This is a genomic window from Pseudomonas sp. FDAARGOS_761, from assembly GCF_013343155.1.
GTDB lineage: Bacteria > Pseudomonadota > Gammaproteobacteria > Pseudomonadales > Pseudomonadaceae > Pseudomonas > Pseudomonas aeruginosa.
This window is the reverse complement of sequence record NZ_CP054572.1, coordinates 5,241,451-5,264,640: the sequence shown is the minus strand read 5'-3', so window position 1 is coordinate 5,264,640 and position 23,190 is coordinate 5,241,451. Positions and strand designations below refer to the sequence as shown.

Genomic DNA, 23,190 nt, shown 5'->3' with positions numbered 1-23,190 from the left:
TTTCTTCCCGCCACACGGAGACGCCCCATGTCGAACGACCATCCGCAGCCCCTCGACGCCGCCGAGATTCCCCGCTTCGCCGGTATCCCGACCTTCATGCGCCTGCCGGCGTTCACCGACCCGGCGGCGCTGCAGGTCGGCCTGATCGGCGTGCCCTGGGATGGCGGCACCACCAACCGCGCCGGTGCCCGCCATGGCCCGCGCGAGGTGCGCAACCTGTCCAGCCTGATGCGCAAGGTGCATCACGTCAGCCGCATCGCGCCCTACGACCTGGTGCGGGTCGGCGATCTCGGCGACGCGCCGGTGAATCCCATCGACCTGCTCGATTCGCTGCGCCGCATCGAAGGCTTCTATCGCCAGGTCCATGCCGCCGGTACCCTGCCGCTGTCGGTCGGTGGCGACCACCTGGTGACCCTGCCGATCTTTCGCGCCCTGGGTCGCGAGCGGCCGCTGGGCATGGTGCATTTCGATGCGCATTCCGATACCAACGACCGCTACTTCGGCGACAACCCCTACACCCACGGCACGCCATTCCGCCGAGCCATAGAGGAAGGCCTGCTCGATCCGCTGCGCACGGTGCAGATCGGCATCCGCGGCTCGGTGTATTCGCCGGACGACGACGCTTTCGCCCGCGAGTGCGGCATCCGCGTGATCCACATGGAGGAGTTCGTCGAACTGGGCGTCGAGGCGACCCTGGCCGAAGCGCGGCGGGTGGTGGGCGCCGGGCCGACCTATGTGAGTTTCGACGTCGACGTGCTCGACCCGGCCTTCGCGCCCGGCACCGGCACCCCGGAGATCGGCGGCATGACCAGCCTCCAGGCCCAGCAGCTGGTCCGCGGCCTGCGCGGGCTGGACCTGGTCGGCGCCGACGTGGTGGAAGTCTCGCCGCCGTTCGATGTCGGCGGCGCCACGGCGCTGGTGGGGGCGACCATGATGTTCGAGCTGCTCTGCCTGCTTGCCGAGTCGGCCGCGCGAAGCGCCTGACGGCGTTCCGCCGGCCCGGCTTTGGCGCTATAACGAAGGCGGACCGAACGCCATGGGGGCGGGAATGCTGGGCAACCTCAACGACATCGACCTGCGCATGCTGCGCACCTTCTGCGCCATCGTCGAGGCCGGCGGCTTCACTGCCGCCCAGGCGCGCCTGAACACCAGCCTGTCGCGCCTGAGCGTGCTGGTGCGCGACTTGGAGGTGCGCCTGGGCTATTCCCTGTGCCGGCGCGGCAACGGCGGTTTCCAGTTGACCGAGGAGGGACAGGAACTCTACGACGCCGCGCTCGGCCTGTTCAGCGACATCGCCCGTTTTCGCGAGCAGGTCCGCGGCCTCGGCGGGCGCGATCGCGAGGCGTTGCACCTGGGCTGCGTCGATGGCGTCATCGGCCAGCATTGCCTGCCGTTGCCGCTGGCCATCCGGCTGTTTCGCCAGCGCGCCCCGGAGGTGCTGCTCAAGCTGCACACGCGGCGTCCCGACGAACTCGAACACGCGGTGCTGGAAGAGCGCCTGCAACTGGCGGTGGGGGCCTTTCACCACCGGTTGTCCGGGCTCTACTACCAACCCCTGTTCCGCGAGGAGCAGAACCTCTATTGCGGCAGCGCGCACCCCTTCTTCGCCCGGGCGGACGACGAGCCGACGCTGGGCGAGATCTGCGCCGCCGACTATGTCGGCCGCGGCTACATGGCGGAAAACCATCGCCCGCACGACCTGCGCTTCAACCAGGGGACCGACGCCTACACCATGGAGGCCATCGCTACCCTGGTCTTCAGCGGCACCTACATCGGCTACCTGCCGACGCACTATGCCGCCACCTGGGTCGCCGAAGGGCGCATGCGGGCGATCCGGCCACGGCAACTGGCCTACGACTCGGAATTCCATTGCATTACCCGCCAGGGACACGAAGAACGACCGACCCTGACCCTGTTCCTGCGCTCGCTGTTCGAGGCGCAGAAACAATTGGGCGTGCAGGCTCCGGCGAATACGAACGGCATCGCTCGGCAATTGTGATCGAGCGCACTGGCTGGAGCCTTTCCCTGCCGTTCGGCGGGCATTTCTGTATCGCCGCGACCCCTGCGCTAAGTTGGCGGTCGAACCCGTTCCGCGAGCAGAGCGACGATCCATGGACGACCTAACCGGCATTCCCGAAGACCCGCAGGAGGCCGCGCTGGCCTTGCTGCACAGCCGTGCCGAAGTGGCCCGGCTGAAGGAGCGCGAGCAACTCTTCAGCGCCTTGCTGGCCAGCGTCAACTCGGTGCTCTGGGCCTACGACTGGCAGAACCGGCGGATGGTCTACGTCAGCCCCGCCTACGAGAAAATCTTCGGCCGTTCCGCGGCGCTGCTGCTGGCGGACTACGAGGAGTGGCGCAACAGCATCTACCCGGACGACCTCGACTACGCCGACAGCAGCCTGCTGCAGGTGCTCGAACGTGGCGCCGTGGAACAACGCGAATACCGCATCGTGCGCGGCGACGGCGAGGTCCGCTGGCTCAACGACAAGTGCTTCGTCAGTCGCCAGGGCGAGGCGGGACTGCCGCTGATGGTGGTGGGCATCGCCGAGGACATCACCGACAAGAAGCACATGGAGAGCGAGCTGCAACGGTTGGCCACCACCGACGTGCTGACCCAGAGCAGCAACCGTCGCTATTTCTTCGACAGTGCCGAGGCGGCCTTCAAGGAGTGTCGCCGCGAGGGGATACCGTTGGCGTTCCTGCTGCTGGACGTCGATGACTTCAAGAAGATCAACGACCGCTTCGGCCACCAGGTCGGCGACCAGGTCCTCCAGCGTATCGCCCAGAGCGGCAGTGCCGCGTTGCGCCGTGGCGACCTGTTCGGGCGGATCGGCGGCGAGGAGTTCGCCGTGCTGCTGCCCGGCTGCGACGAGCAGACCGCGCGACAGATCGGCGAACGCCTGCAGCGCGAGGTGCAACGCCTGCGCTTCCAGGAGGGCGAACAAAGCTTCGGGATCACCGTCAGCCAGGGCCTGACGGTCCTCCAGGCTGATGACGAGGGGCTCGGTGCCCTCTACAGCCGGGCCGACGCCGCGATGTACTCGGCCAAGCGCCAGGGCAAGGACTGCATCGTCGTGGGCTGACCGCTGGGCAAACGTTTCCGTTTTGTCGACGGCGCCACGGAATACCTCTTTGGGGAGGCGACCGGCAGGCTGCGGCTGCGGTACAATATTCCTTAAAGCTATTAAATGCGAATAATTAATTCTTTTTAGGTTTATTGCGGATATTTTACTGTTTATTACCCACGCGCTATAAAGCGCAGGAAATAACGATTTTCTGAAACGTGGCGGTAACTCGCCAGAAATGAAGCTGTAATAGGCGGTTTTCTGCCGATACCCTCCGGCCCCGTCAGCCGGGAGAAGGGCAGGAAGCCCGAGAGGACGCGAAGGCGGAGCCCGATGGAAAGATTGGCTTACAAATTGCCTTCACTGGCGGTGGGTCGAGACACCCGCCGCACAATAACAAGACACGAGTACACCCATGCACACGCTTCCGTTCGCTGCCTCCCTGCCTGCTTGCCTGCCCCGTCGTTCCATCGTCGCGGGTTGCGCCGTTTCCTGATCCATCGAATGCCGAGTTTCGCGCGCGCCATCTTCCGGGATGGTACGGCGCTCAGTGTTTCAACGACCGGTCGGGCCCACGCGTTCCACTTCCCCCGACCGGAAGACAATTAGCAATACCAATGGGGAAAAGACCAATGAAGAGTCGCAAGATCAACAAGTCACGACTGGCCCTGGCCATCACTGCCGGTACCCTCGGTGCCCTGGCGCAACAGGCGGTCGCCGCCGGTTTCATCGAGGACAGCAAGGCATCGCTGACCCTGCGCAACTTCTACATCAATACCGACAACCGCAATGGCACCGCCTCGCCGAGCAAGCAGGAAGAGTGGGGCCAGGGCTTCATCCTGAATTACCAGTCGGGCTTCACCCAGGGCACCGTCGGCTTCGGCGTCGACGCGCTGGGCCTGCTCGGCGTGCGCCTGGACGGCGGCGGCCGTGCCGGCAAGAGCGGCCTGGACCGCCAGCCGGGCACCGTGTTCCCGCTGGAAAGCAACGGTGAGCCGGTGCACGACTTCGCCAGCCTGGGCCTGACCGCCAAGGCCAAGGTATCCAACACCGAGTTCCGCTACGGCACCCTGCAGCCGAAGCTGCCGGTGGTCACCTACAACGACGGCCGCCTGCTGCCGGTCACCTTCGAGGGCGGCCAGGTCACCTCGACCGATCTCAAGGACTTCACCCTGGTTGCCGGCCAACTGGAGCACTCCAAGGGCCGTAACTCCACCGACAACCGCAGCCTGAGCATCGCCGGCGCCAACGGCAGCAGCGCCAGCTCGCGCGACAGCAACAAGTTCTACTACGCGGGTGGCGACTACAAGGTCAACAAGGACCTGACCCTGCAGTACTACTACGGCAACCTGGACGACTTCTACAAGCAGCACTTCCTCGGCCTGATCCACAACTGGCAGATCGGCCCGGGCGTCCTGAAGACCGACCTGCGCGCCTTCGACAGCAGCTCCGACGGCAAGAACGGCAGCCGTTCCGGCCGTGCCGACGGCTACGTCAGCAGCGGCTACTACGGCAGCGGCGTGACCAAGGGCGAAGTCGACAACCGCGCCTTCAGCGGTCTCTTCACCTATACCGTCAGCGGCCACAGCATCGGCGCCGGCTACCAGATCCTCAACGGCGACAGCGACTTCCCGTTCCTGAACCGTGGCGATGGCGAAGGTTCCACCGCGTACCTGATCACCGACGTGCAGATCGGCAAGTTCCAGCGTGCCGGCGAGCGCACCTGGCAGGTCCGCTACGGCTACGACTTCGCCACCGTCGGCGTGCCGGGCCTGACCTTCAACACCATTTACCTGAGCGGCGACAAGATCAAGACCGCCCGCGGCGACCAGAGCGAGTGGGAACGCGATATCTCCCTGGCCTACGTGATCCCGGACGGCACCTTCAAGGGCCTGGGCTTCACCTGGAAGAACGCCTCCTTCCGCAGCGGCCTGCCGGCCGCCGGTTCGAGCAACAACCAGCGCGACCAGGACGAAAACCGCCTGATCGTCAGCTACACCCTGCCGCTGCTGTAAGCTCCGGCCGGACAGGAAAAAGCCCGCGTCCTCCAGGAGGACGCGGGCTTTTTTCATTCAGGGCGCCACTCGGCGTGCCGGGCCGGCCAGCGCGAACAGCGCCGCGGCTGGCCATCCGCCCTGGGGGATGCCCGTCAGGCCTTGCGCGGCGCCGGTTGCTGCTGGGTGATGCAATGGATGTTGCCGCCGCCGAGGAGGATCTCGCGCCCCGGGACCATCACCACCTCGTGCTCGGGGAACACCCGCTGGAGTATCGCCCTGGCCTCGGCGTCCTTGGGATCGTCGAAGCTTGGCGCGACGATGCCGCCGTTGACGATCAGGAAGTTCACGTAGGAGCCGGCCAGGCGAATGGAGGGATCGCGCGGCTGGCTGCCCTCGACGATATCCACGCCGTCGCACTCTTCCTGGGTCGCGTACAGCGGGCCGGGGATCGGCATCTTGTGCACCACCAGCTTGCGTCCCTTGGCGTCGCGGCTTTCTTCCAGCACGCGGAGGGCGGCCTGGCAGCGCAGGTAGTTCGGGTCGTCCTGGTCGTCGGTCCAGGCCAGCAGCACCTCGCCGGGACGCACGTAGCAGCAGAAGTTGTCGACGTGGCCGTCGGTCTCGTCGTTGTAGAGGCCGTTCGGCAGCCAGATGATGCTGTCCACCGCAAGGTAGTCGCGCAGGGTCCGCTCGATCTCCGCCTGGCTCAGGTGCGGGTTGCGGTTGTGGTTGAGCAGGCATTCCTCGGTGGTGATCAGCGTGCCTTCGCCGTCGACGTGGATCGAGCCGCCCTCGAGGACGAAGTCGTCGGTGCGGTAGCGGGCGCGCCGTTCGATCTCGAGGATCTTGCGTGCCACCTGGTCGTCGCGCTGCCAGGGGAAGTACAGGCCGCCTTCGAAGCCGCCCCAGGCGTTGAAGCCCCAGTCGACGCCGCGTACATCGCCCTTGTCGTCGATGACGAAGGTCGGGCCGGTGTCGCGGACCCAGGCATCGTCGCTGCTGATTTCCACGACGCGGATGTTGCCGTCGTCGAGGCGCGCGCGCGCGTTCTCGTACTGCCCGGCGCTGGCGCAGACGGTGACCGGCTCGAAGCGCGCGATGGCCTTGGCCACCGCGGTGAAGGCCGCCTGGGCCGGCTTGCCGCCGTTGCGCCAGTTGTCCGGGCGTTCCGGCCAGACCATCCAGGTCTGCTCGTGGGGTTCCCATTCGGCGGGCATGCGGAAGCCGTCGGCGCGTGGGGTGCTGGTCGGGTTGCTCATCGCTGCTCCTGAAATCGTTGCTATGCGCGGCGGACGCCGGCGCGGAATGCGCGGGGCGTCCCCGCGCGGATCGTTTCCCGAGGCCTCAGGACTCCAGCGAGCCGTCCAGGGTCTTCAGCGGACCGTAGAGGTTCGGCCGGCGGTCGCGGAACACGCCCCAGGCGCTGCGGGTGCGCTCCAGCGCATCGAGGTCGAAGGTGTGGACAAGGATACCTTCCTCGGTGCGGTTCAGCTCCTCGACTTTCTCGCCGAACGGGTCGGCGATGAACGAAGAACCATAGAAGGTGATGTCGTAGCCGTCCTGCTCCTCGCGGCCGATGCGGTTGGAAGCCACCAGCGGCATCAGGTTGGCCCCGGCATGGCCTTGCTGCACGCGCTGCCAGTGATCGCGCGAGCTGATGCTGGCGTCGTGCGGTTCGCTACCGATGGCGGTCGGGTAGAACAGGAGTTCCGCGCCGAGCAACGCCATGCTGCGCGCCGATTCGGGGAACCACTGGTCCCAGCAGATACCGACGCCGATCCGTGCGTAGCGGGTCTGCCAGACCTTGAAGCCGGTGTCGCCCGGATTGAAGTAGTACTTCTCGTGGTAGCCCGGGCCGTCCGGGATGTGACTCTTGCGGTAGACCCCGAGGTTGCCGCCATCGGCGTCGATGACCGCGATGCTGTTGAAGCGGGCGCGCCCGGCGCGTTCGAAGAAGCTGATCGGCAATACCACCTGCAACTCCCGGGCGAGGGCCTGGAAGTGGGCGATGGCGGCGTTCTCCTCGACCGTGGTGGCCAGCTGCAGGTAGTCCGGGTTCGGCTTCTGGCAGAAGTAGGGGGTCTCGAACAGTTCCTGGATCAGGATGATCTGCGCACCCCTGGCGGCGGCCTGGCGCACCAGTTTCTCGGCGCGGGCGATGTTCGCCGGACGATCCCAGGAGCAGGCCATCTGGGTGGCGGCGACGGTGACGTTGCGGGTCATGGAACACCTCGTGTGCTGGCTCGGATGGCTGCCGGGCTTGGCGGCGGCCGGTTGTGGGTCGGGCGGGCGGGAACGGGGTGTCGCGCCCGATCGAGTGATGGGCGGATTTATATCCGATAAAAATCGGACTGTGAAGCGGTTTAAGGGAGTGTTATGGATTTTCTATCGATTTAAATCGGATATAAATCCGGTTAATGGTTCGCTACGCTTTTCCAGGATCGGCGGCAGGTAGAGCCCCAGGTAGGCGTCGAACACCCGCATGCCTTCTTCCGCCAGGCGTGCGTCGATGATCCCGTGACGCTGGACCGACAATGCGTAGACGCGATCGCCTAGCTCCATGGCCAGGCTGAAGATCTCGATATCGGTCGGCAGCGGAGGCAGCAGGAAATGCCGCTCGAACAGGGCGCGCATGGCCTGGCCGAGTTGCACGTCATGTTGGCGATCGGCCTGGGTGACTTCGGCCAGGCCGTGGCTGGCGAGAATCAGTTGGCGGGCCGCCGCGTCGCGGGCGTAGACCGCCAGCATGCGCTCCTCGACGATCCGCGACAGGTCGCGCCAGCAGCGCAGGCCTGCATGGTCCACCGGCTGTTCGAGGCACGCGCGGAAGGCGGCGTGGACCTCGCCGGTCAGCCCCTGGAGCAGGGCCGGCACGCTGGGGAAGAAGTGGTAGACCGACGATGGCGGCATTTCCGCGCGTTCGGCCACGCTATAGATGGTCAGGCCGCCGATGCCTTCGTCGGCGAGCAGGCCGCGAGCGGCGTCGAGGATCGCGGCGATCCGGGCCTGGCTGCTGGCGCGGGGCTTGCGGATGGACGAGGTGGGCTGCATGGCGGGTCTCCGGGCGTGAGCGGCTATTGGACGCCAGCTCACGCGACCGGGGCAAGCCGCTCAGTGGCTGGCGCCGCGGAAGGCCTTCCAGATCTCGTCGACCACCGGCCGGAGTTTTTCCGGCGGCGTTTCCAGGGCGAACAGGCGGCGGCTGGTGTCGCGGTCCGGATACAGGCCGGGTTGCTGGCGCAGGGCGGGATCGAGGAAGCCGGCGGCGTCGGCGTTGCCGCTGGGGTAGAGGGTGGCGGCGGTGATCTGTGCGGCGATCTTCGGTTGCATCAGGTAGTCGATGAAGCGGTGCGCCTCGCGTGGATGCTGGGCGCCGGCCGGGATCACCAGGTTGTCGATGAACAGCACCGAGCCTTCCTGCGGTACCTCGAAACTTACCGGCTGGCCCGCCTTGGCCGCGCGCAGGGCGTCGCCGACCCAGGCCATGGCCAGGCAGAGGCGACCGTCTTCGAGGTCGGCGATGTAGCGCTCGCTGTCGACGTAGCGCAGGTTCGGTCGCAGTCCGTGCAGCGCCTCGGCGGCGCGGCGTACCTGGCTCGGCGCAGTACGACCGAGGTTGCGGCCCTGGTAGTTGAGGAGGATCGCCAGGGTTTCGTCCGGCGCGTCCAGCAGGCTGATGCCGCAGCTTTTCAGGCGCTGGCTCTGGCTGGCGTCGAACAGCAGGCTCCAGCTGTTGGGCAGCGGCCCGCCATAGGCGGCTTCGGCCTGCGGGGTATTGATGGCCAGGCCTACGGCACCCCATAGATAGGGGACGGCGTGGCGATTGTCAGGATCGACCGCGGCCAGTTTGCTCAGCAATTGACGGTCGAGATGGCTGCGGTTGGGCAGCTGGGTGAAGTCCAGCGGCTGCAGTAGGTTGTCCTTCAGCAGGGCCGGCAGGGTGTCGTGGGAGGGGACGGCGACGTCGATCGCCTCGCCACTGCGCAGCGCCTTGTCCAGTTCCTCGGCGGTGGCGAAGGTGTGGTACTCGACGCGGATGCCGGTGTCCTTCTGGAAGGACTCGAGCACCTGCGGGTCGATGTAGTCGTTCCAGTTGTAGACGCGCAGGGTCTCCTCGGCTTGGGCCAGCCAGGGTGCGAGGGCGAGGAACAGCAGGGCGGAAAGGCGGGGCATGGAATCTTCTCGCTGGACGGAACGGAGCGGACGATGGTGCCGGAGCCAGGCGGCAGAGGCATTGATGCAGGCCAGCATCGAGTCTGGCGGGAGGCGTGGCGGCAGGCTGTGCCGTGGCGCACATTTCCCGGTTCCGAGAAAAGGACCGGGGCGGTTTCCCAGACACAGACGCCCCCGCGTTGAGTGTCTGCGAAACCGCCCCGGATTTCGCTGCGTACGGCGCCGGCCCAGGACCGGCGCGCCGATACCGCTACCTCAGACGGTATGCAGGTACCAGTTGTACTCGAGGTCGGAGATCGAGTGCTCGAACTCCTCCAGCTCGCTTTCCTTGCAGGCGACGAAGATGTCGATGTACTTCGGGTCGATGTACTTCGCCATGATCTCGCTTTCGTCCAGCTCGCGCAGGGCGTCGCGCAGGTTGTTCGGCAGGCTCGGCTCCATCTGCTCGTAGGAGTTGCCTTCGATCGGCGCGCCCGGCTCGACCTTGTTGGTCAGCCCGTGATGAACGCCGGCCAGCACCGCTGCCAGTAGCAGGTAGGGGTTGGCGTCGGCGCCGGCCACGCGGTGTTCCAGGCGTACCGCGTCCGGGCTGCCGGTGGGCACGCGCAGGGCCACGGTGCGGTTGTCCAGGCCCCAGCTCGGCGCGTTCGGCACGTAGAACTGCGAACCGAAGCGGCGGTAGGAGTTGACGTTCGGGCAGAGGAAGGCCATGGAGGCCGGCAGGGTCTCGAGCACACCGCCGATCGCATGGCGCAATGCGGCGTTCTGCTCGGGATCCTCGCTGGTGAAGATGTTGTTGCCGTGCTTGTCGAGCAGCGAGATATGCACGTGCAGTCCGTTCCCGGCCTGGCCCGGATAGGGCTTGGCCATGAAGGTGGTGTCCATCTCGTGGTCGTAGGCGATGTTCTTGACCAGGCGCTTGAGCAGCACCGCGTGGTCGCAGGCCTTGAGGGCGTCGTTGACGTGGTTGAGGTTGACCTCGAACTGCGCCGGTGCGGATTCGGCGACGATGGCGTCGGCCGGGATGCCCTGGGCGCGGGCGCCGTCGATGATGTCCTGGAGGCACTCGACGTATTCGTCGAGGTCGTCGATGGAGTACACCTGCACCGACTGCGGACGCTTGCCGGAGATCGGCGAGCGCGGCGGTTGCGGCCGGCCGTTCACGTTCTCCTGGTCGATCAGGTAGAACTCCAGCTCGAAGGCGGCGACGATGGTCAGTTCCATCTCGGTGAACCTGGCCACCACCTGGCGCAGGACTTCGCGGGGGTCGGCGAAGAACGGCTCGCCTTCCAGTTCGTGCATGGTCATCAGCAACTGCGCGGTCGGGCGCTTCTGCCAGGGTTCCATGGAGAGGGTGCCGGGGATCGGGTAACAGATCCGGTCGGCGTCGCCGATGTCGAGACCCAGGCCGGTACTCTCTACGGTGGAGCCGGTGATATCGAGGGCGAACAGGGAAGCGGGGAGATTGATACCTTTTTCGAAGACTTTGTTCAGACTGTTGCGTTCGATCCGCTTGCCGCGAACCACGCCATTCATGTCTGCAATAAGGAGGTCGACGAACTGGACCTCGGGATGTTCCTTGAGGAACTCGCTCGGTTCAGTGAGCTGAACGGCACGCTGGGGTACCGACATGATGCAACACCTTTTTTGTTAAAAATTTCAATCATGCGGGGGGTAGGCTATGAGTCAATCCGAAAGCCTGTGGGATGTCAATAGCCGCCAAAAACGCCCTCTTGTGGGGCGTTGAGGCCGTTTTCAGGGCATTTTCGCCGGACGAAAAGCCGAAAAAAACCTCGCGTCGAAGGGTGTTCAGGAGTGCGTGTTCAATTTTTTACAGGCCTATTGTGTAAAAAAATGAACAACGCTAAGCTCGGCCAAACCCCATAACATCTACAAACAACGGGTGTCTCATGTCTCGCCTGCCGTTAATCGGCGTCACCGCCTGCACCAAGCAGATCGGTCTTCATCCCTACCACATTGCCGGCGACAAATATCTGCGTGCCGTCGTCAACGGCGCTGGCGGTCTCCCGCTGATCATTCCTGCGCTGGGCGAGTCGATCGACCAGGCAGCCCTGCTGGACAGCGTCGACGGCTTGCTCTTCACTGGCTCGCCGTCGAACGTCGAGCCCCGTCATTATAGTGGACCGGCGAGCGAGCCCGGCACCCTCCACGACTCCGACCGCGACGCCACCACGCTGCCGCTGGTCCGCGCCGCCATCGACGCCGGCATTCCGGTCCTCGGCATCTGCCGCGGTTTCCAGGAAATGAACGTGGCTTTCGGCGGCAGCCTGCACCAGAAGGTGCACGAGGTCGGAACCTTCATGGACCACCGCGAGCCGGCCGACCAGCCGCTCGAGGTTCAGTACGCGCCGCGCCATGCCATGCATGTGCAGCCGGGCGGAGTGCTCGCCGGTATCGGCTTGCCGAGCGAGTTCCAGGTCAATTCCATCCATGGCCAGGGCGTTGATCGTCTGGCGCCGGGCCTTCGAGTAGAAGCACTGGCGCCTGACGGGTTGGTCGAAGCCATCTCCGTAGAAGGTGCAAAAGCCTTCGCTCTTGGTGTGCAATGGCACCCGGAGTGGCAGGTTCTGACGAACCCCAACTATCTCGCTATCTTCCAGGCTTTCGGTAAGGCCTGCGGCAAGAGGGCGGGGCAACGTTGAGTCCGGCTGTTGGGGCCGGACTCTCAACCCTGAGGTCTTTATGACTACCAAGTTAGACCAGCTGACCAGCTGGCTGAAGGAACGCAAGATCACCGAAGTGGAATGCCTGATTTCCGATCTGACAGGCATCGCCCGCGGCAAGATCTCGCCGACCAACAAATTCATCGCGGAAAAGGGCATGCGCCTGCCGGAGAGCGTTCTGCTGCAGACCGTCACCGGCGACTACGTGGAAGACGACATTTACTACGACCTGCTCGACCCGGCCGACATCGATATGGTCTGCCGCCCGGACGAGAATGCCGTGTTCCTCGTCCCCTGGGCCATCGAGCCCACCGCGATGGTGATCCACGACACCTTCGACAAGCTCGGCAATCCCATCGAGCTGTCGCCGCGCAACATCCTCAAGCGCGTGTTGAAGATGTATGCCGACAAGGGCTGGCGGCCGATCGTGGCGCCAGAGATGGAGTTCTACCTGACCAAGCGCAGCGACGACCCCGACTATCCGTTGCAGGCCCCGGTGGGCCGCTCCGGACGCCAGGAAACCGGGCGTCAGTCGTTCTCCATCGACGCCGCCAACGAGTTCGACCCGCTGTTCGAGGACATGTACGACTGGTGCGAGGCCCAGGGCCTTGACCTGGATACGCTGATCCACGAGGAAGGCACCGCGCAGATGGAGATCAACTTCCGTCATGGCGACGCCCTCGACCTGGCCGACCAGATCCTGGTGTTCAAGCGCACCATGCGCGAGGCCGCGCTCAAGCACAACGTCGCCGCGACCTTCATGGCCAAGCCGATGACCGGCGAGCCGGGCAGCGCGATGCACCTGCACCAGAGCATCGTCGACGTGAAGACCGGCAAGAACATCTTCTCCAATGCCGACGGCACCATGAGCGAGCTGTTCCTGCACCATATCGGCGGCCTGCAGAAGTTCATCCCGGAAGTGCTGCCGCTGTTCGCGCCCAACGTGAACTCGTTCCGCCGCTTCCTGCCCGATACCTCGGCGCCGGTGAACGTCGAGTGGGGCGAAGAGAACCGTACCGTCGGCCTGCGCGTGCCGGACTCCAGCCCGGAGAACCGCCGGGTCGAGAACCGTCTCGCCGGCGCCGACGCCAACCCTTACCTGGCGCTGGCTGCCAGCCTGCTGTGCGGCTACATCGGCATGGTCGAAGGCATCAAGCCGAGCGCCCAGGTCAAAGGTCGCGGCTATGAACGCCGCAACCTGCGCCTGCCGCTGACGATCGAAGCGGCGCTGGAGCGCATGGAGAACTGCAAGCCCCTAGAGCAGTATCTCGGCAGCAAGTTCATCAGCGGCTACGTCGCGGTGAAGCGTGCGGAGCACGAGAATTTCAAGCGGGTAATCAGCTCCTGGGAGCGGGAATTCCTCCTGCTTTCCGTTTGATCCTGACCGGGGGCGGCCGGCGTGGTCCGCCGCTCCCGGACAGTCTTGAATAGAAGAGGTGTGACATGAACAGCCAAATCACCAACGCCAAGACCCGTGAGTGGCAGGCGTTGAGCCGCGACCACCATCTGCCGCCGTTCACCGACTACAAGCAGTTGAACGAGAAGGGCGCGCGGATCATCACCAAGGCCGAAGGCGTCTATATCTGGGACAGCGAGGGCAACAAGATCCTCGATGCGATGGCCGGCCTCTGGTGCGTCAACGTCGGCTACGGCCGCGAGGAGCTGGTCCAGGCCGCCACCCGGCAGATGCGCGAGTTGCCGTTCTACAACCTGTTCTTCCAGACCGCCCACCCGCCGGTGGTCGAGCTGGCCAAGGCGATCGCCGACGTCGCTCCGGAAGGCATGAACCACGTGTTCTTCACCGGCTCCGGCTCCGAGGCCAACGACACCGTGCTGCGTATGGTCCGCCACTATTGGGCGACCAAGGGCCAGCCGCAGAAGAAAGTGGTGATCGGCCGCTGGAACGGCTACCACGGCTCCACCGTCGCCGGCGTCAGCCTGGGCGGCATGAAGGCGTTGCATGAGCAGGGTGATTTCCCCATCCCGGGCATCGTCCACATCGCCCAGCCCTACTGGTACGGCGAGGGCGGCGACATGTCGCCGGACGAGTTCGGCGTCTGGGCCGCCGAGCAGTTGGAGAAGAAGATTCTCGAAGTGGGCGAGGAAAACGTCGCCGCCTTCATCGCCGAGCCGATCCAGGGCGCCGGCGGCGTGATCGTCCCGCCGGACACCTACTGGCCGAAGATCCGCGAGATCCTCGCCAAGTACGACATCCTGTTCATCGCCGACGAAGTGATCTGCGGCTTCGGCCGTACCGGCGAGTGGTTCGGCAGCCAGTACTACGGCAACGCCCCGGACCTGATGCCGATCGCCAAGGGCCTCACCTCCGGCTACATCCCCATGGGCGGGGTGGTGGTGCGCGACGAGATCGTCGAAGTGCTCAACCAGGGCGGCGAGTTCTACCACGGCTTCACCTATTCCGGTCACCCGGTGGCGGCCGCCGTGGCCCTGGAGAACATCCGCATCCTGCGCGAAGAGAAGATCATCGAGAAGGTGAAGGCGGAAACGGCACCGTATTTGCAGAAACGCTGGCAGGAGCTGGCCGACCACCCGTTGGTGGGCGAAGCGCGCGGGGTCGGCATGGTCGCCGCCCTGGAGCTGGTCAAGAACAAGAAGACCCGCGAGCGTTTCACCGACAAGGGCGTCGGGATGCTGTGCCGGGAACATTGTTTCCGCAACGGTTTGATCATGCGCGCGGTGGGCGACACTATGATTATCTCGCCGCCGCTGGTGATCGATCCGTCGCAGATCGATGAGTTGATCACCCTGGCGCGCAAGTGCCTCGATCAGACCGCCGCCGCCGTCCTGGCTTGAGTCCCTGAGCGGACTTTTGCCAGACTGCGCCAGTGCGTTGGCCAGGCTCACCGGGTGGTGACGCGATCGGTTGCGCCACCGCCCGGATACTTCAACAAAAATGGAGCTACCCCGCATGATGAAACGTTTCGGTAAGACCCTGCTCGCCCTGACCTTGGCGGGCTCTGTGGCCGGTATGGCGCAGGCTGCGGACAACAAGGTACTGCACGTCTACAACTGGTCCGACTACATCGCGCCGGACACCCTGGAGAAGTTCACCAAGGAAACCGGGATCAAGGTCGTCTACGACGTCTACGACAGCAACGAAGTGCTGGAAGCCAAGTTGCTGGCGGGCAAGTCCGGGTACGACGTGGTGGTGCCGTCCAACTCCTTCCTCGCCAAGCAGATCAAGGCCGGGGTCTACCAGAAGCTCGACAAGTCCAAGCTGCCGAACTGGAAGAACCTGAACAAGGACCTGATGCACACCCTGGAAGTCAGCGACCCGGGAAACGAGCATGCGATTCCCTACATGTGGGGCACCATCGGCATCGGCTACAACCCGGACAAGGTCAAGGCGGCCTTCGGCGACAATGCGCCGGTGGATTCCTGGGACCTGGTATTCAAGCCGGAGAACATCCAGAAGCTGAAGCAGTGCGGCGTCAGCTTCCTCGACTCGCCGACCGAGATTCTCCCGGCGGCCCTGCACTATCTCGGCTACAAGCCGGACACCGACAATCCCAAGGAACTCAAGGCGGCCGAAGAGCTGTTCCTGAAGATCCGTCCCTACGTCACCTACTTCCACTCGTCGAAGTACATTTCCGACCTGGCCAACGGCAACATCTGCGTCGCCATCGGCTACTCCGGCGACATCTACCAGGCCAAGTCCCGCGCCGAAGAGGCGAAGAACAAGGTCACCGTCAAGTACAACATTCCCAAGGAAGGCGCCGGCAGCTTCTTCGACATGGTCGCCATTCCGAAGGACGCCGAGAACACCGAGGGCGCCCTGGCCTTCGTCAACTTCCTGATGAAGCCGGAAATCATGGCCGAGATCACCGACGTGGTTCAGTTCCCCAACGGCAACGCGGCGGCCACCCCGCTGGTGTCCGAGGCGATCCGCAACGACCCGGGCATCTACCCGAGCGAAGAGGTCATGAAGAAGCTGTATACCTTCCCCGACCTGCCGGCCAAGACCCAGCGGGCGATGACCCGCAGCTGGACCAAGATCAAGTCCGGCAAGTGATCCGCGAGGAGCCCGGCGGCGCCTGAAGCCGCCGGCGCTCCGGCACGAGAGAACCGGAACGCGGCCGGGTTTCCTCCGGCCACGCTCCCCTGCGAAGAGGTTCGACTCTTTTGCCCGTTCGTCCAGACGCTTCCTCCTGGGGGCCCGACGACCGGACGCAGTATCGACGACGAAGACGCTGCCATGGGCGCTGCGCCAATCTGCCGCGCCGGGGCCGGTCGTGTCGCTCGCACCGGGGCCGAGGGCCCGGAAAACCTGAAACCAACACGCCGGTAGGGAACCCAGCTCACTCATGTTTCCCGGCGGAATCGTCGGGTTGTCATGAAACCCGAGTGATCTGGGCTTACATCGGCACTTGAAGAACACGGGTCGAACAGGCAGGGTGCTGCCGTGAAAAGGCCCGGAACAGGAGTCGGACATGCAACATTCCATTGGCAAGACACTGCTGGTAGCCGCTCTGGCTACGGCGATCGCGGGCCCCGTGCAGGCGGAGAAGAAGAGCCTGCACATCTATAACTGGACCGATTACATCGCTCCCACCACCCTCAAGGACTTCACCAAGGAGAGCGGGATCGACGTCAGCTACGACGTCTTCGACTCCAACGAGACCCTCGAGGGCAAGCTGGTCTCCGGCCACTCCGGCTATGACATCGTGGTGCCGTCGAACAACTTCCTCGGCAAGCAGATCCAGGCCGGTGCCTTCCAGAAGCTGGACAAGAGCAAGCTGCCGAACTGGAAGAACCTCGATCCGGCGCTGCTCAAGCAACTGGAGGTCAGCGACCCGGGCAACCAGTACGCGGTTCCCTACCTGTGGGGCACCAACGGCATCGGTTACAACGTGGCCAAGGTCAAGGAAGTCCTCGGCGACCAGCCGATCGACTCCTGGGCCATCCTCTTCGAGCCGGAGAACATGAAGAAGCTCGCCAAGTGCGGCGTAGCCTTCATGGACAGCGGCGACGAGATGCTGCCCGCCGCCCTCAACTACCTGGGGCTGGACCCCAACACCCACGACCCGAAGGACTACAAGAAGGCCGAGGAAGTCCTGACCAAGGTTCGCCCCTACGTCAGCTACTTCCACTCCTCCAAGTACATCTCCGACCTGGCCAACGGCAACATCTGCGTCGCCTTCGGCTATTCCGGGGACGTCTTCCAGGCCGCTGCCCGCGCCGAAGAGGCCGGCAAGGGCATCGACATCCAGTACGTGATTCCCAAGGAAGGCGCCAACCTGTGGTTCGACCTGATGGCGATTCCCGCCGATGCCAAGGCCGCCGATAACGCCTATGCGTTCATCGACTACCTGCTGCGTCCGGAGGTGATCGCCAAGGTCAGCGACTACGTCGGCTACGCCAACGCGATACCGGGGGCCCGCCCGCTGATGGACAAGAGCGTCAGCGACAGCGAGGAGGTGTATCCGCCGCAGGCCGTGCTCGACAAGCTCTACGTTTCCGCCGTGTTGCCGGCCAAGGTGCTGCGCCTGCAGACCCGTACCTGGACCCGGATCAAGACCGGCAAATAAGTTCAAATTCCGCCCGGTAGCGTGACCGGGCTCAACGACTTGGGAGTTGTGGTAATGGCGATAGCCTCCGGTGCCTACAAGAAAGCCCTAGAGGGCAACCAGCAGCCGAAAGAGGTGCTGGTAAAGATCGACCGGGTAACCAAGCAGTTCGACGAGACGCTGGCGGTGGACACCGTGTCCCTGACCATCAACAAGGGCGAGATCTTCGCCCTGCTCGGCGGCTCCGGCTCGGGTAAATCCACCCTGTTGCGCATGCTCGCCGGTTTCGAGCGGCCCACCGAGGGGCGGATCTTCCTCGATGGCCAGGACATCACCGACCTGCCGCCCTACGAGCGACCGATCAACATGATGTTCCAGTCCTATGCGCTGTTCCCGCACATGAGCGTGGCGCAGAACATCGCCTTCGGCCTCAAGCAGGACGGCCTGCCCAAGGCCGAGATCGACGAGCGCGTGGCCGAGATGCTCAAGCTGGTGCACATGACCCAGTACGCCAAGCGCAAGCCGCACCAGCTCTCCGGCGGCCAGCGCCAGCGGGTGGCCCTGGCCCGTTCGCTGGCCAAGCGGCCGAAGCTGCTGCTGCTCGACGAGCCGATGGGCGCGCTGGACAAGAAGCTGCGCTCGCAGATGCAACTGGAACTGGTGGAGATCATCGAGCGCGTCGGCGTGACCTGCGTGATGGTGACCCACGACCAGGAAGAGGCCATGACCATGGCCCAGCGCATCGCCATCATGCACCTGGGCTGCATCGAGCAGATCGGCAGCCCGATGGACATCTACGAGACCCCGGCGAGCCGCCTGGTCTGCGAGTTCATCGGCAACGTCAACCTGTTCGACGGCGTGCTGGTGGAGGACGTGCAGGACCATGCGGTGATCGCCTGCCCGCAGCTGGAGAACCCGATCTACATCGGCCACGGCATCAGCACCCGCGCCGAGGACAAGCGCATCACCTACGCGCTGCGGCCGGAGAAAGTGATGATCAGCGCGCAGAAGCCGGACAACCTGGAACACGCCGGGCACAACTGGGCCCAGGGCACCGTCTACGACATCGCCTACCTTGGCGGCCACTCGGTGTACTACATCAAGCTGGCCTCCGGGATGATCGTCCAGGCCTTCATGGCCAACGCCGAGCGCCACGTCGCCCGGCCGACCTGGGACCAGTCGGTGTACATCAGCTGGTACGACGACAGCGGCGTGGTACTGCAGTCATGAAATTCGCCAACAGCCTGAAAAAGCGCATGCCCACCGGGCGGCATGCGGTCATCGGGGTGCCGTTCCTGTGGCTCTTCCTGTTCTTCCTGCTGCCCTTCGCCATCGTGCTGAAGATCAGCCTGGCGGAAGCGGACGTAGCCATCCCGCCCTACACCGAGATCTTCGCCTACGCGGACCAGCAGTTGCAGGTGCTCCTCAACCTCGGCAACTACCTGATGCTGACCGATGACCCGCTCTACATCGATGCTTACCTCGGCTCGCTGAAGATGGCCTTCATCAGTACCCTGATCTGCCTGCTGGTGGGCTACCCGATGGCCTACGCCATCGCCCGCTCCAGCCAGTCCTCGCAGACCGTCCTGCTGCTGCTGATCATGATGCCGACCTGGACGGCGATCCTGATCCGGGTCTACGCCTGGATGGGCATCCTTTCCAACAACGGCCTGCTCAACAGCGTACTGATGGGGCTGGGGCTCATCAGCGAGCCGCTGACCATCCTCAACACCAACATCGCGGTGTACATCGGCATCGTCTATTCCTACCTGCCGTTCATGATCCTGCCGCTCTACGCCAACCTGGTGAAGCACGACCCGAGCCTGCTGGAGGCCGCTTCCGACCTGGGCGCGCGTAACTTCACCAGCTTCTGGAAGATCACCGTGCCGCTGTCGAAGAACGGCATCATCGCCGGCTGTATGCTGGTGTTCATCCCGGCGGTGGGCGAGTTCGTCATCCCGGAACTGCTCGGCGGCCCCGAGACCCTGATGATCGGCAAGGTGCTCTGGCAGGAGTTCTTCAACAACCGCGACTGGCCGGTGGCGTCCGCCCTGGCGGTGGTAATGCTGGCGATCCTGATCATCCCGATCATCCTGTTCAACAAGAACCAGGCCAAAGAACTGGAGGGCAAGGTATGAGCCAGCACAGCGTATCCCGCTCCGTATCCCGTTCAACAGGCTCTCCATCCAGAAGCGTGGCCAAAGAACTGGAGGGCAAGGTATGAAGCGCTGGAATTTCTCCAACGTCATGCTGATCGTCGGCCTGCTCTTCATCTACCTGCCGATGCTGATCCTGGTGATCTATTCGTTCAACGCCTCCAAGCTGGTGACGGTGTGGGGCGGCTGGTCGGTGAAGTGGTACGTCGGCCTGCTGGACAACACCCAACTGGTCAGTTCGGTCGGACGCTCCCTGGAGATCGCCTTCTATACGGCGTTCTCCTCGGTGCTCCTCGGCACCCTGGCGGCCTTCGTCCTCACCCGCATCCCGCGCTTCCGCGGTCGTACGCTGTTCGGCGGCATGGTCACCGCGCCGCTGGTGATGCCGGAAGTGATCACCGGTCTGTCGCTGCTGCTGTTGTTCGTGGCCATGGCGCAACTGATCGGCTGGCCGCAGGAACGGGGTATCGTGACCATCTGGATCGCCCACACCAGCTTCTGCTCGTCCTACGTGGCGGTGGTGGTGTCGGCGCGCCTGCGTGAACTCGACCTGTCGATCGAGGAAGCGGCGATGGACCTGGGCGCCAAGCCCTGGAAGGTGTTCCTGCTGATCACCATCCCGATGATCGCGCCCTCGCTGGCGGCGGGCGGCATGATGTCCTTCGCCCTGTCGCTGGACGACCTGGTACTGGCCAGCTTCGTCTCCGGACCCGGCTCGACCACCTTGCCGATGGAAGTGTTCTCGGCGGTACGCCTGGGCGTGAAGCCGGAGATCAACGCGGTGGCCAGCCTGATCCTGCTGAGCGTTTCGCTGTTCACCTTCTTCGCCTGGTACTTCACCCGCCAGGCCGAGGAGCGGCGTCGCCGGGCGATCCAGCAGGCGATGGAAGAGACCGCGACCGACTGGCAGAAAGGCTCGCCGACCCCGGCCTGAGCCCTCCGCCGAAAAGAAAAGGCCACCTGCGGGTGGCCTTTTTCATTGGCGCGTCGGTGGCGGGAAATGCCTGGCTACGCTCCGTAGGACGAATAACGCCCGAGGCGTTATCCGCCGATACCCTGTTGTATCCGGCGGACAACCACCATCCGGTTACTCGCCCTACGCCACGCCGGGCGGATGCTCCGCCGGCCGGCTCAGCGCTTCGGTTCCAGCACCAGCACGCCCTTGCTGTTCGCCTTCACCTCGTTTTCCTCGTAGTGCTGCGGCAGGTAGTGGCCCTCGATGTAGGCCTCGGCCTGGTCGTCGTAGTGGCCGTCGAAGGGCACGCCGCTCTGCCCGACCGGGTTGATGCCGAGGCTGTGGGTCGGGTCGGCGAAGTCCACCAGGCGCCGGGTCGATGGGCCGTAGGTGACCGCCCAGGGGGCCGGGCCGATCTTCGCCGACAGGTTGTTCGGTACCTCGTGGGTGCCGGGGGCGGCGAACGGACCGACGTTGAGAAGGCGCTTGAGCAGCGCTTGCTGGCCCAGGGCGTGCTCGTGGGTCAGGGTATGCGCCTTGCCCCACAGCCAGCCGGACGGGTCGTTGCCGAGGGTGCCGCGCAGATGCGCGAGGGAGGCGTTCCAGGCGGCCCTGACGATATCCGCGCGGGTTTCCCGGCGTTCTGTGCGGCGGTCGTCCCACCAGGGCGAGTCGGCGTCGCCAGCCAGCCGAGGCAGCGCGCTGTCGATGGCGCGGGTGGCGATCAGGCTGTCGAAGAAGGCATCGCCCAGTTCGTCGTGCAAGGCGCTCTCGGCAATCTGGAACAGCAACTGGTTGAACAGCGTGGCGGCGGTCGAGTCGACCGGGTAGTCGCCCTTCCAGGCCGCCAGTTGCTCGACCAGGCGCTTGCCTTCGGCGTCGTCGACCACCTCGCGCAGGACCGGCAGCAAGGGTGCGAGCAGGCGTGGCGCGTAGCCGGTGCGATTGCCGAGTTGCAGCGCGCGGCTGTTGTCCAGGTTCCATTTGGTGCCGCGGTCGGCCAGTTGGGTATCCAGCCACTGGCCGCGGTCCGCCAGATTGTAGTAGCCGGGAATCGGCCGGCCATTGGCCGGGACCGGCTGGAAGTTGGCGGAGACGATGTAGCCGCGCGCCGGGTTTTCCTCCTGCGGGTTGTCGGCGAACGGATAGAAGCCGGACTTGTCCGCCTCGCCCTTGCTGCCGTCGAGGATGAAGCTCGGGTTCACTCCCTCCGGCCGCTTCGGCAGGGCCGCCGAGGCCCACCAGCCGATATCGCCGGCGGCGTTGGCCCAGACCAGGTTGAGTCCCGGCGAATGGATCTTCGAGGCCGCCGCGCGGGCCTTGGCCAGGGTATCGGCGCGATTCAGCTGGTAGAAGGCGTCGAGCACCGGGTTCTCGGTCTCGAGGAAAGCCCACCACATGGCGATCGGGGTCTTGCCGGAGCTGGCGCCGAGCGCGTCGTTGACGATCGGACCGTGGGGCGAGCGGCGCAGGGTGAGCTTCACCGGCGCAGCGCCCTTGACCGCGATTTCCTGCTCCTCGCTCTGCAGGTCGACCCATTTGCCCTGGTACCAGACCTGGTTGGGGTTGTCCGGGTTGACCTTCTCGGCGACCAGGTCGAGGTCGTCGTTCTGGAACATCGTCAGGCTCCAGCCGAACGCGCGGTTGTGGCCCAGCGAGGCGAAGGGGTTGAGCGCCTGGTGGTGGCCATAGAGTTCGAAGCCGGGCGCGCTCAGCTGGGCCTCGTACCATACCGCCGGCGCGGCGAAGCGGATATGCGGGTCGCCGGCCAGCAGGGGCTTGCCGCTGGCGGTGCGGCTGCCGGCGACGACCCAGGCGTTGCTGCCCTCGAACTGCGGCAGGCCGGCGTCCTCCAGGGCCTGCTGGCTGAGACGGGCGAGGGCGCCGAGGTCCTTCCAGTCGCCGGCGCCCAGTGCGCCGGAGGGCGTCAGCACGCCCTGCGGATGCCAGTCGAGATCGAAGATGCGCAGGTAGTCGCTGCCCAGTTCGTCGCGGATGTAGGTCAGCACCGGCTCGGTGCGGAAGGCGGCGGCGAAGCTGTAGGCCATGTAGCCGGCGATGCTCAGGGTGTCTTCGGGGGTGAAGGGACGCCTGGGTATGCCCAGCAGGTCGAATTCGAGCGGCGCCGGGTTGTTTTCCTGGAACTGGTTGACCCCGTCCAGGTAGGCCTCCAGCACCTTCCAGGGCTGCGACTGCTTGTCCTGGCGGGCGCTGTATTCGGCGGCGTGGTCGCGGATGCGCAGGGTGCGGAACAGACGGTCGGTATCCACCAGCTTGGCTCCGAGCACTTCGGCCAGCTCGCCGCGCGCCAGGCGCCGCAGCATTTCCATCTGGAACAGGCGGTCCTGGGCGTGCACGTAGCCGAGGGCGCGGTAGAGGTCGGTCTGGTTCTGCGCGTACAGGTGCGGAACCCCGCGCTCGTCGTAGCGCACGTCGACCGGCGCCTGCAGGTGGGCCAGGGCGAGCGAGCCGTTGCGGAGCGGCTGCTTGGCATGGAGGTACCAGGCGCCGCCGGCAGCCGCGGCGGCGACCGCCACGGCGATCACGGTCAGGGTGCGTTTCATCGATCCTTTCTCCTTGTTGTAGTGCCGAGCATTCTGCGGATGCCGCCGGCCCGCGGCATTGACCGAAT

Annotated in this window: 18 protein-coding genes; 12 read left to right on the top strand and 6 right to left on the bottom strand. The window is 65.0% G+C overall.

Annotation, left to right across the window (positions count from 1 at the left end; all coding sequences use genetic code 11):
- Positions 1 to 27 precede the first annotated feature (27 nt).
- The 4 genes from speB to FOC67_RS24525 all read left to right on the top strand — a co-directional run bounded on the left by speB (position 28) and on the right by FOC67_RS24525 (position 5,080).
- Positions 28 to 984 carry an agmatinase gene (speB, locus tag FOC67_RS24540; RefSeq protein ID WP_003112934.1) on the top strand — a complete coding sequence of 319 codons (957 nt, stop codon included), beginning with the start codon at positions 28 to 30 and terminating at the stop codon, positions 982 to 984.
- Positions 985 to 1,036: 52 nt separating this feature from the next.
- Positions 1,037 to 1,999: a LysR family transcriptional regulator gene (locus tag FOC67_RS24535; protein WP_009315018.1), complete on the top strand. Its 963-nt coding sequence runs from the start codon at positions 1,037 to 1,039 to the stop codon at positions 1,997 to 1,999.
- 112 nt (positions 2,000 to 2,111) lie between these two features.
- Positions 2,112 to 3,083 carry a sensor domain-containing diguanylate cyclase gene (locus FOC67_RS24530; protein ID WP_003084261.1) on the top strand — a complete coding sequence of 324 codons (972 nt, stop codon included), beginning with the start codon at positions 2,112 to 2,114 and terminating at the stop codon, positions 3,081 to 3,083.
- A gap of 614 nt (positions 3,084 to 3,697) precedes the next feature.
- A complete protein-coding gene (locus FOC67_RS24525; RefSeq protein ID WP_003084265.1) occupies positions 3,698 to 5,080 on the top strand; it encodes an OprD family porin in 1,383 nt (460 codons plus the stop codon).
- 134 nt (positions 5,081 to 5,214) lie between these two features.
- Here FOC67_RS24525 and aguA read toward each other — a convergent pair whose 3' ends face one another.
- The 5 genes from aguA to FOC67_RS24500 all read right to left on the bottom strand — a co-directional run bounded on the left by aguA (position 5,215) and on the right by FOC67_RS24500 (position 10,867).
- On the bottom strand, positions 5,215 to 6,321 hold the full coding sequence (aguA, locus tag FOC67_RS24520; protein ID WP_003084267.1) for an agmatine deiminase: 1,107 nt from the start codon (positions 6,319 to 6,321) through the stop codon (positions 5,215 to 5,217).
- Positions 6,322 to 6,406: 85 nt separating this feature from the next.
- The gene (gene aguB, locus FOC67_RS24515; protein WP_003111119.1) at positions 6,407 to 7,285 is read right to left on the bottom strand and encodes an N-carbamoylputrescine amidase; all 879 of its coding nucleotides are present in this window, start codon (positions 7,283 to 7,285) and stop codon (positions 6,407 to 6,409) included.
- 162 nt (positions 7,286 to 7,447) lie between these two features.
- On the bottom strand, positions 7,448 to 8,113 hold the full coding sequence (locus tag FOC67_RS24510; protein ID WP_003084271.1) for a TetR/AcrR family transcriptional regulator: 666 nt from the start codon (positions 8,111 to 8,113) through the stop codon (positions 7,448 to 7,450).
- 60 nt (positions 8,114 to 8,173) lie between these two features.
- A complete protein-coding gene (locus FOC67_RS24505; protein WP_009315019.1) occupies positions 8,174 to 9,235 on the bottom strand; it encodes a polyamine ABC transporter substrate-binding protein in 1,062 nt (353 codons plus the stop codon).
- Between the two features lie 255 nt (positions 9,236 to 9,490).
- Complete coding sequence (locus tag FOC67_RS24500) at positions 9,491 to 10,867, bottom strand: glutamine synthetase family protein (protein ID WP_003112937.1); 1,377 nt, start codon at positions 10,865 to 10,867, stop codon at positions 9,491 to 9,493.
- Positions 10,868 to 11,145: 278 nt separating this feature from the next.
- Between FOC67_RS24500 and FOC67_RS24495 the strand changes: the two genes are divergently transcribed.
- The 8 genes from FOC67_RS24495 (at position 11,146) to FOC67_RS24460 (ending at position 20,537) form a co-directional block, all read left to right on the top strand.
- Positions 11,146 to 11,898 (top strand): gamma-glutamyl-gamma-aminobutyrate hydrolase family protein, encoded by a 753-nt coding sequence (locus FOC67_RS24495; RefSeq protein WP_003084285.1) that lies wholly within the window; start codon positions 11,146 to 11,148, stop codon positions 11,896 to 11,898.
- 40 nt (positions 11,899 to 11,938) lie between these two features.
- Entirely contained in the window at positions 11,939 to 13,297 is a 1,359-nt protein-coding gene (locus FOC67_RS24490; RefSeq protein ID WP_003084290.1) for a glutamine synthetase family protein, read from the top strand.
- A gap of 65 nt (positions 13,298 to 13,362) precedes the next feature.
- Positions 13,363 to 14,733, top strand: a complete 1,371-nt coding sequence (spuC, locus tag FOC67_RS24485; protein WP_003084297.1) for a putrescine--pyruvate aminotransferase — start codon at positions 13,363 to 13,365, stop codon at positions 14,731 to 14,733.
- 115 nt (positions 14,734 to 14,848) lie between these two features.
- A complete protein-coding gene (gene spuD / locus FOC67_RS24480; protein ID WP_003084299.1) occupies positions 14,849 to 15,952 on the top strand; it encodes a putrescine-binding protein SpuD in 1,104 nt (367 codons plus the stop codon).
- Between the two features lie 418 nt (positions 15,953 to 16,370).
- Positions 16,371 to 17,468, top strand: coding sequence for a spermidine-binding protein SpuE (gene spuE / locus FOC67_RS24475; RefSeq protein WP_003084301.1), 1,098 nt, complete (start codon positions 16,371 to 16,373; stop codon positions 17,466 to 17,468).
- 54 nt (positions 17,469 to 17,522) lie between these two features.
- Positions 17,523 to 18,677, top strand: coding sequence for a polyamine ABC transporter ATP-binding protein (gene potA, locus FOC67_RS24470; RefSeq protein WP_003084303.1), 1,155 nt, complete (start codon positions 17,523 to 17,525; stop codon positions 18,675 to 18,677).
- A gap of 26 nt (positions 18,678 to 18,703) precedes the next feature.
- Positions 18,704 to 19,585: an ABC transporter permease subunit gene (locus tag FOC67_RS24465; RefSeq protein ID WP_003121722.1), complete on the top strand. Its 882-nt coding sequence runs from the start codon at positions 18,704 to 18,706 to the stop codon at positions 19,583 to 19,585.
- Positions 19,586 to 19,667: 82 nt separating this feature from the next.
- Positions 19,668 to 20,537 (top strand): ABC transporter permease subunit, encoded by an 870-nt coding sequence (locus FOC67_RS24460; RefSeq protein WP_003084307.1) that lies wholly within the window; start codon positions 19,668 to 19,670, stop codon positions 20,535 to 20,537.
- Positions 20,538 to 20,734: 197 nt separating this feature from the next.
- Here FOC67_RS24460 and hacB read toward each other — a convergent pair whose 3' ends face one another.
- Complete coding sequence (gene hacB, locus FOC67_RS24455; RefSeq protein ID WP_009315022.1) at positions 20,735 to 23,122, bottom strand: N-acylhomoserine lactone acylase HacB; 2,388 nt, start codon at positions 23,120 to 23,122, stop codon at positions 20,735 to 20,737.
- Positions 23,123 to 23,190 lie beyond the last annotated feature (68 nt).

Bases quoted from the DNA above. Each gene is read 5' to 3' on its own strand.
- speB (WP_003112934.1), top strand. From the start codon at position 28: ATGTCGAACGACCATCCGCAGCCCCTCGACGCCGCCGAGATTCCCCGC.
- FOC67_RS24535 (WP_009315018.1), top strand. From the start codon at position 1,037: ATGGGGGCGGGAATGCTGGGCAACCTCAACGACATCGACCTGCGCATG.
- FOC67_RS24530 (WP_003084261.1), top strand. From the start codon at position 2,112: ATGGACGACCTAACCGGCATTCCCGAAGACCCGCAGGAGGCCGCGCTG.
- FOC67_RS24525 (WP_003084265.1), top strand. From the start codon at position 3,698: ATGAAGAGTCGCAAGATCAACAAGTCACGACTGGCCCTGGCCATCACT.
- aguA (WP_003084267.1), bottom strand. From the start codon at position 6,321: ATGAGCAACCCGACCAGCACCCCACGCGCCGACGGCTTCCGCATGCCC.
- aguB (WP_003111119.1), bottom strand. From the start codon at position 7,285: ATGACCCGCAACGTCACCGTCGCCGCCACCCAGATGGCCTGCTCCTGG.
- FOC67_RS24510 (WP_003084271.1), bottom strand. From the start codon at position 8,113: ATGCAGCCCACCTCGTCCATCCGCAAGCCCCGCGCCAGCAGCCAGGCC.
- FOC67_RS24505 (WP_009315019.1), bottom strand. From the start codon at position 9,235: ATGCCCCGCCTTTCCGCCCTGCTGTTCCTCGCCCTCGCACCCTGGCTG.
- FOC67_RS24500 (WP_003112937.1), bottom strand. From the start codon at position 10,867: ATGTCGGTACCCCAGCGTGCCGTTCAGCTCACTGAACCGAGCGAGTTC.
- FOC67_RS24495 (WP_003084285.1), top strand. From the start codon at position 11,146: ATGTCTCGCCTGCCGTTAATCGGCGTCACCGCCTGCACCAAGCAGATC.
- FOC67_RS24490 (WP_003084290.1), top strand. From the start codon at position 11,939: ATGACTACCAAGTTAGACCAGCTGACCAGCTGGCTGAAGGAACGCAAG.
- spuC (WP_003084297.1), top strand. From the start codon at position 13,363: ATGAACAGCCAAATCACCAACGCCAAGACCCGTGAGTGGCAGGCGTTG.
- spuD (WP_003084299.1), top strand. From the start codon at position 14,849: ATGATGAAACGTTTCGGTAAGACCCTGCTCGCCCTGACCTTGGCGGGC.
- spuE (WP_003084301.1), top strand. From the start codon at position 16,371: ATGCAACATTCCATTGGCAAGACACTGCTGGTAGCCGCTCTGGCTACG.
- potA (WP_003084303.1), top strand. From the start codon at position 17,523: ATGGCGATAGCCTCCGGTGCCTACAAGAAAGCCCTAGAGGGCAACCAG.
- FOC67_RS24465 (WP_003121722.1), top strand. From the start codon at position 18,704: ATGCCCACCGGGCGGCATGCGGTCATCGGGGTGCCGTTCCTGTGGCTC.
- FOC67_RS24460 (WP_003084307.1), top strand. From the start codon at position 19,668: ATGAAGCGCTGGAATTTCTCCAACGTCATGCTGATCGTCGGCCTGCTC.
- hacB (WP_009315022.1), bottom strand. From the start codon at position 23,122: ATGAAACGCACCCTGACCGTGATCGCCGTGGCGGTCGCCGCCGCGGCT.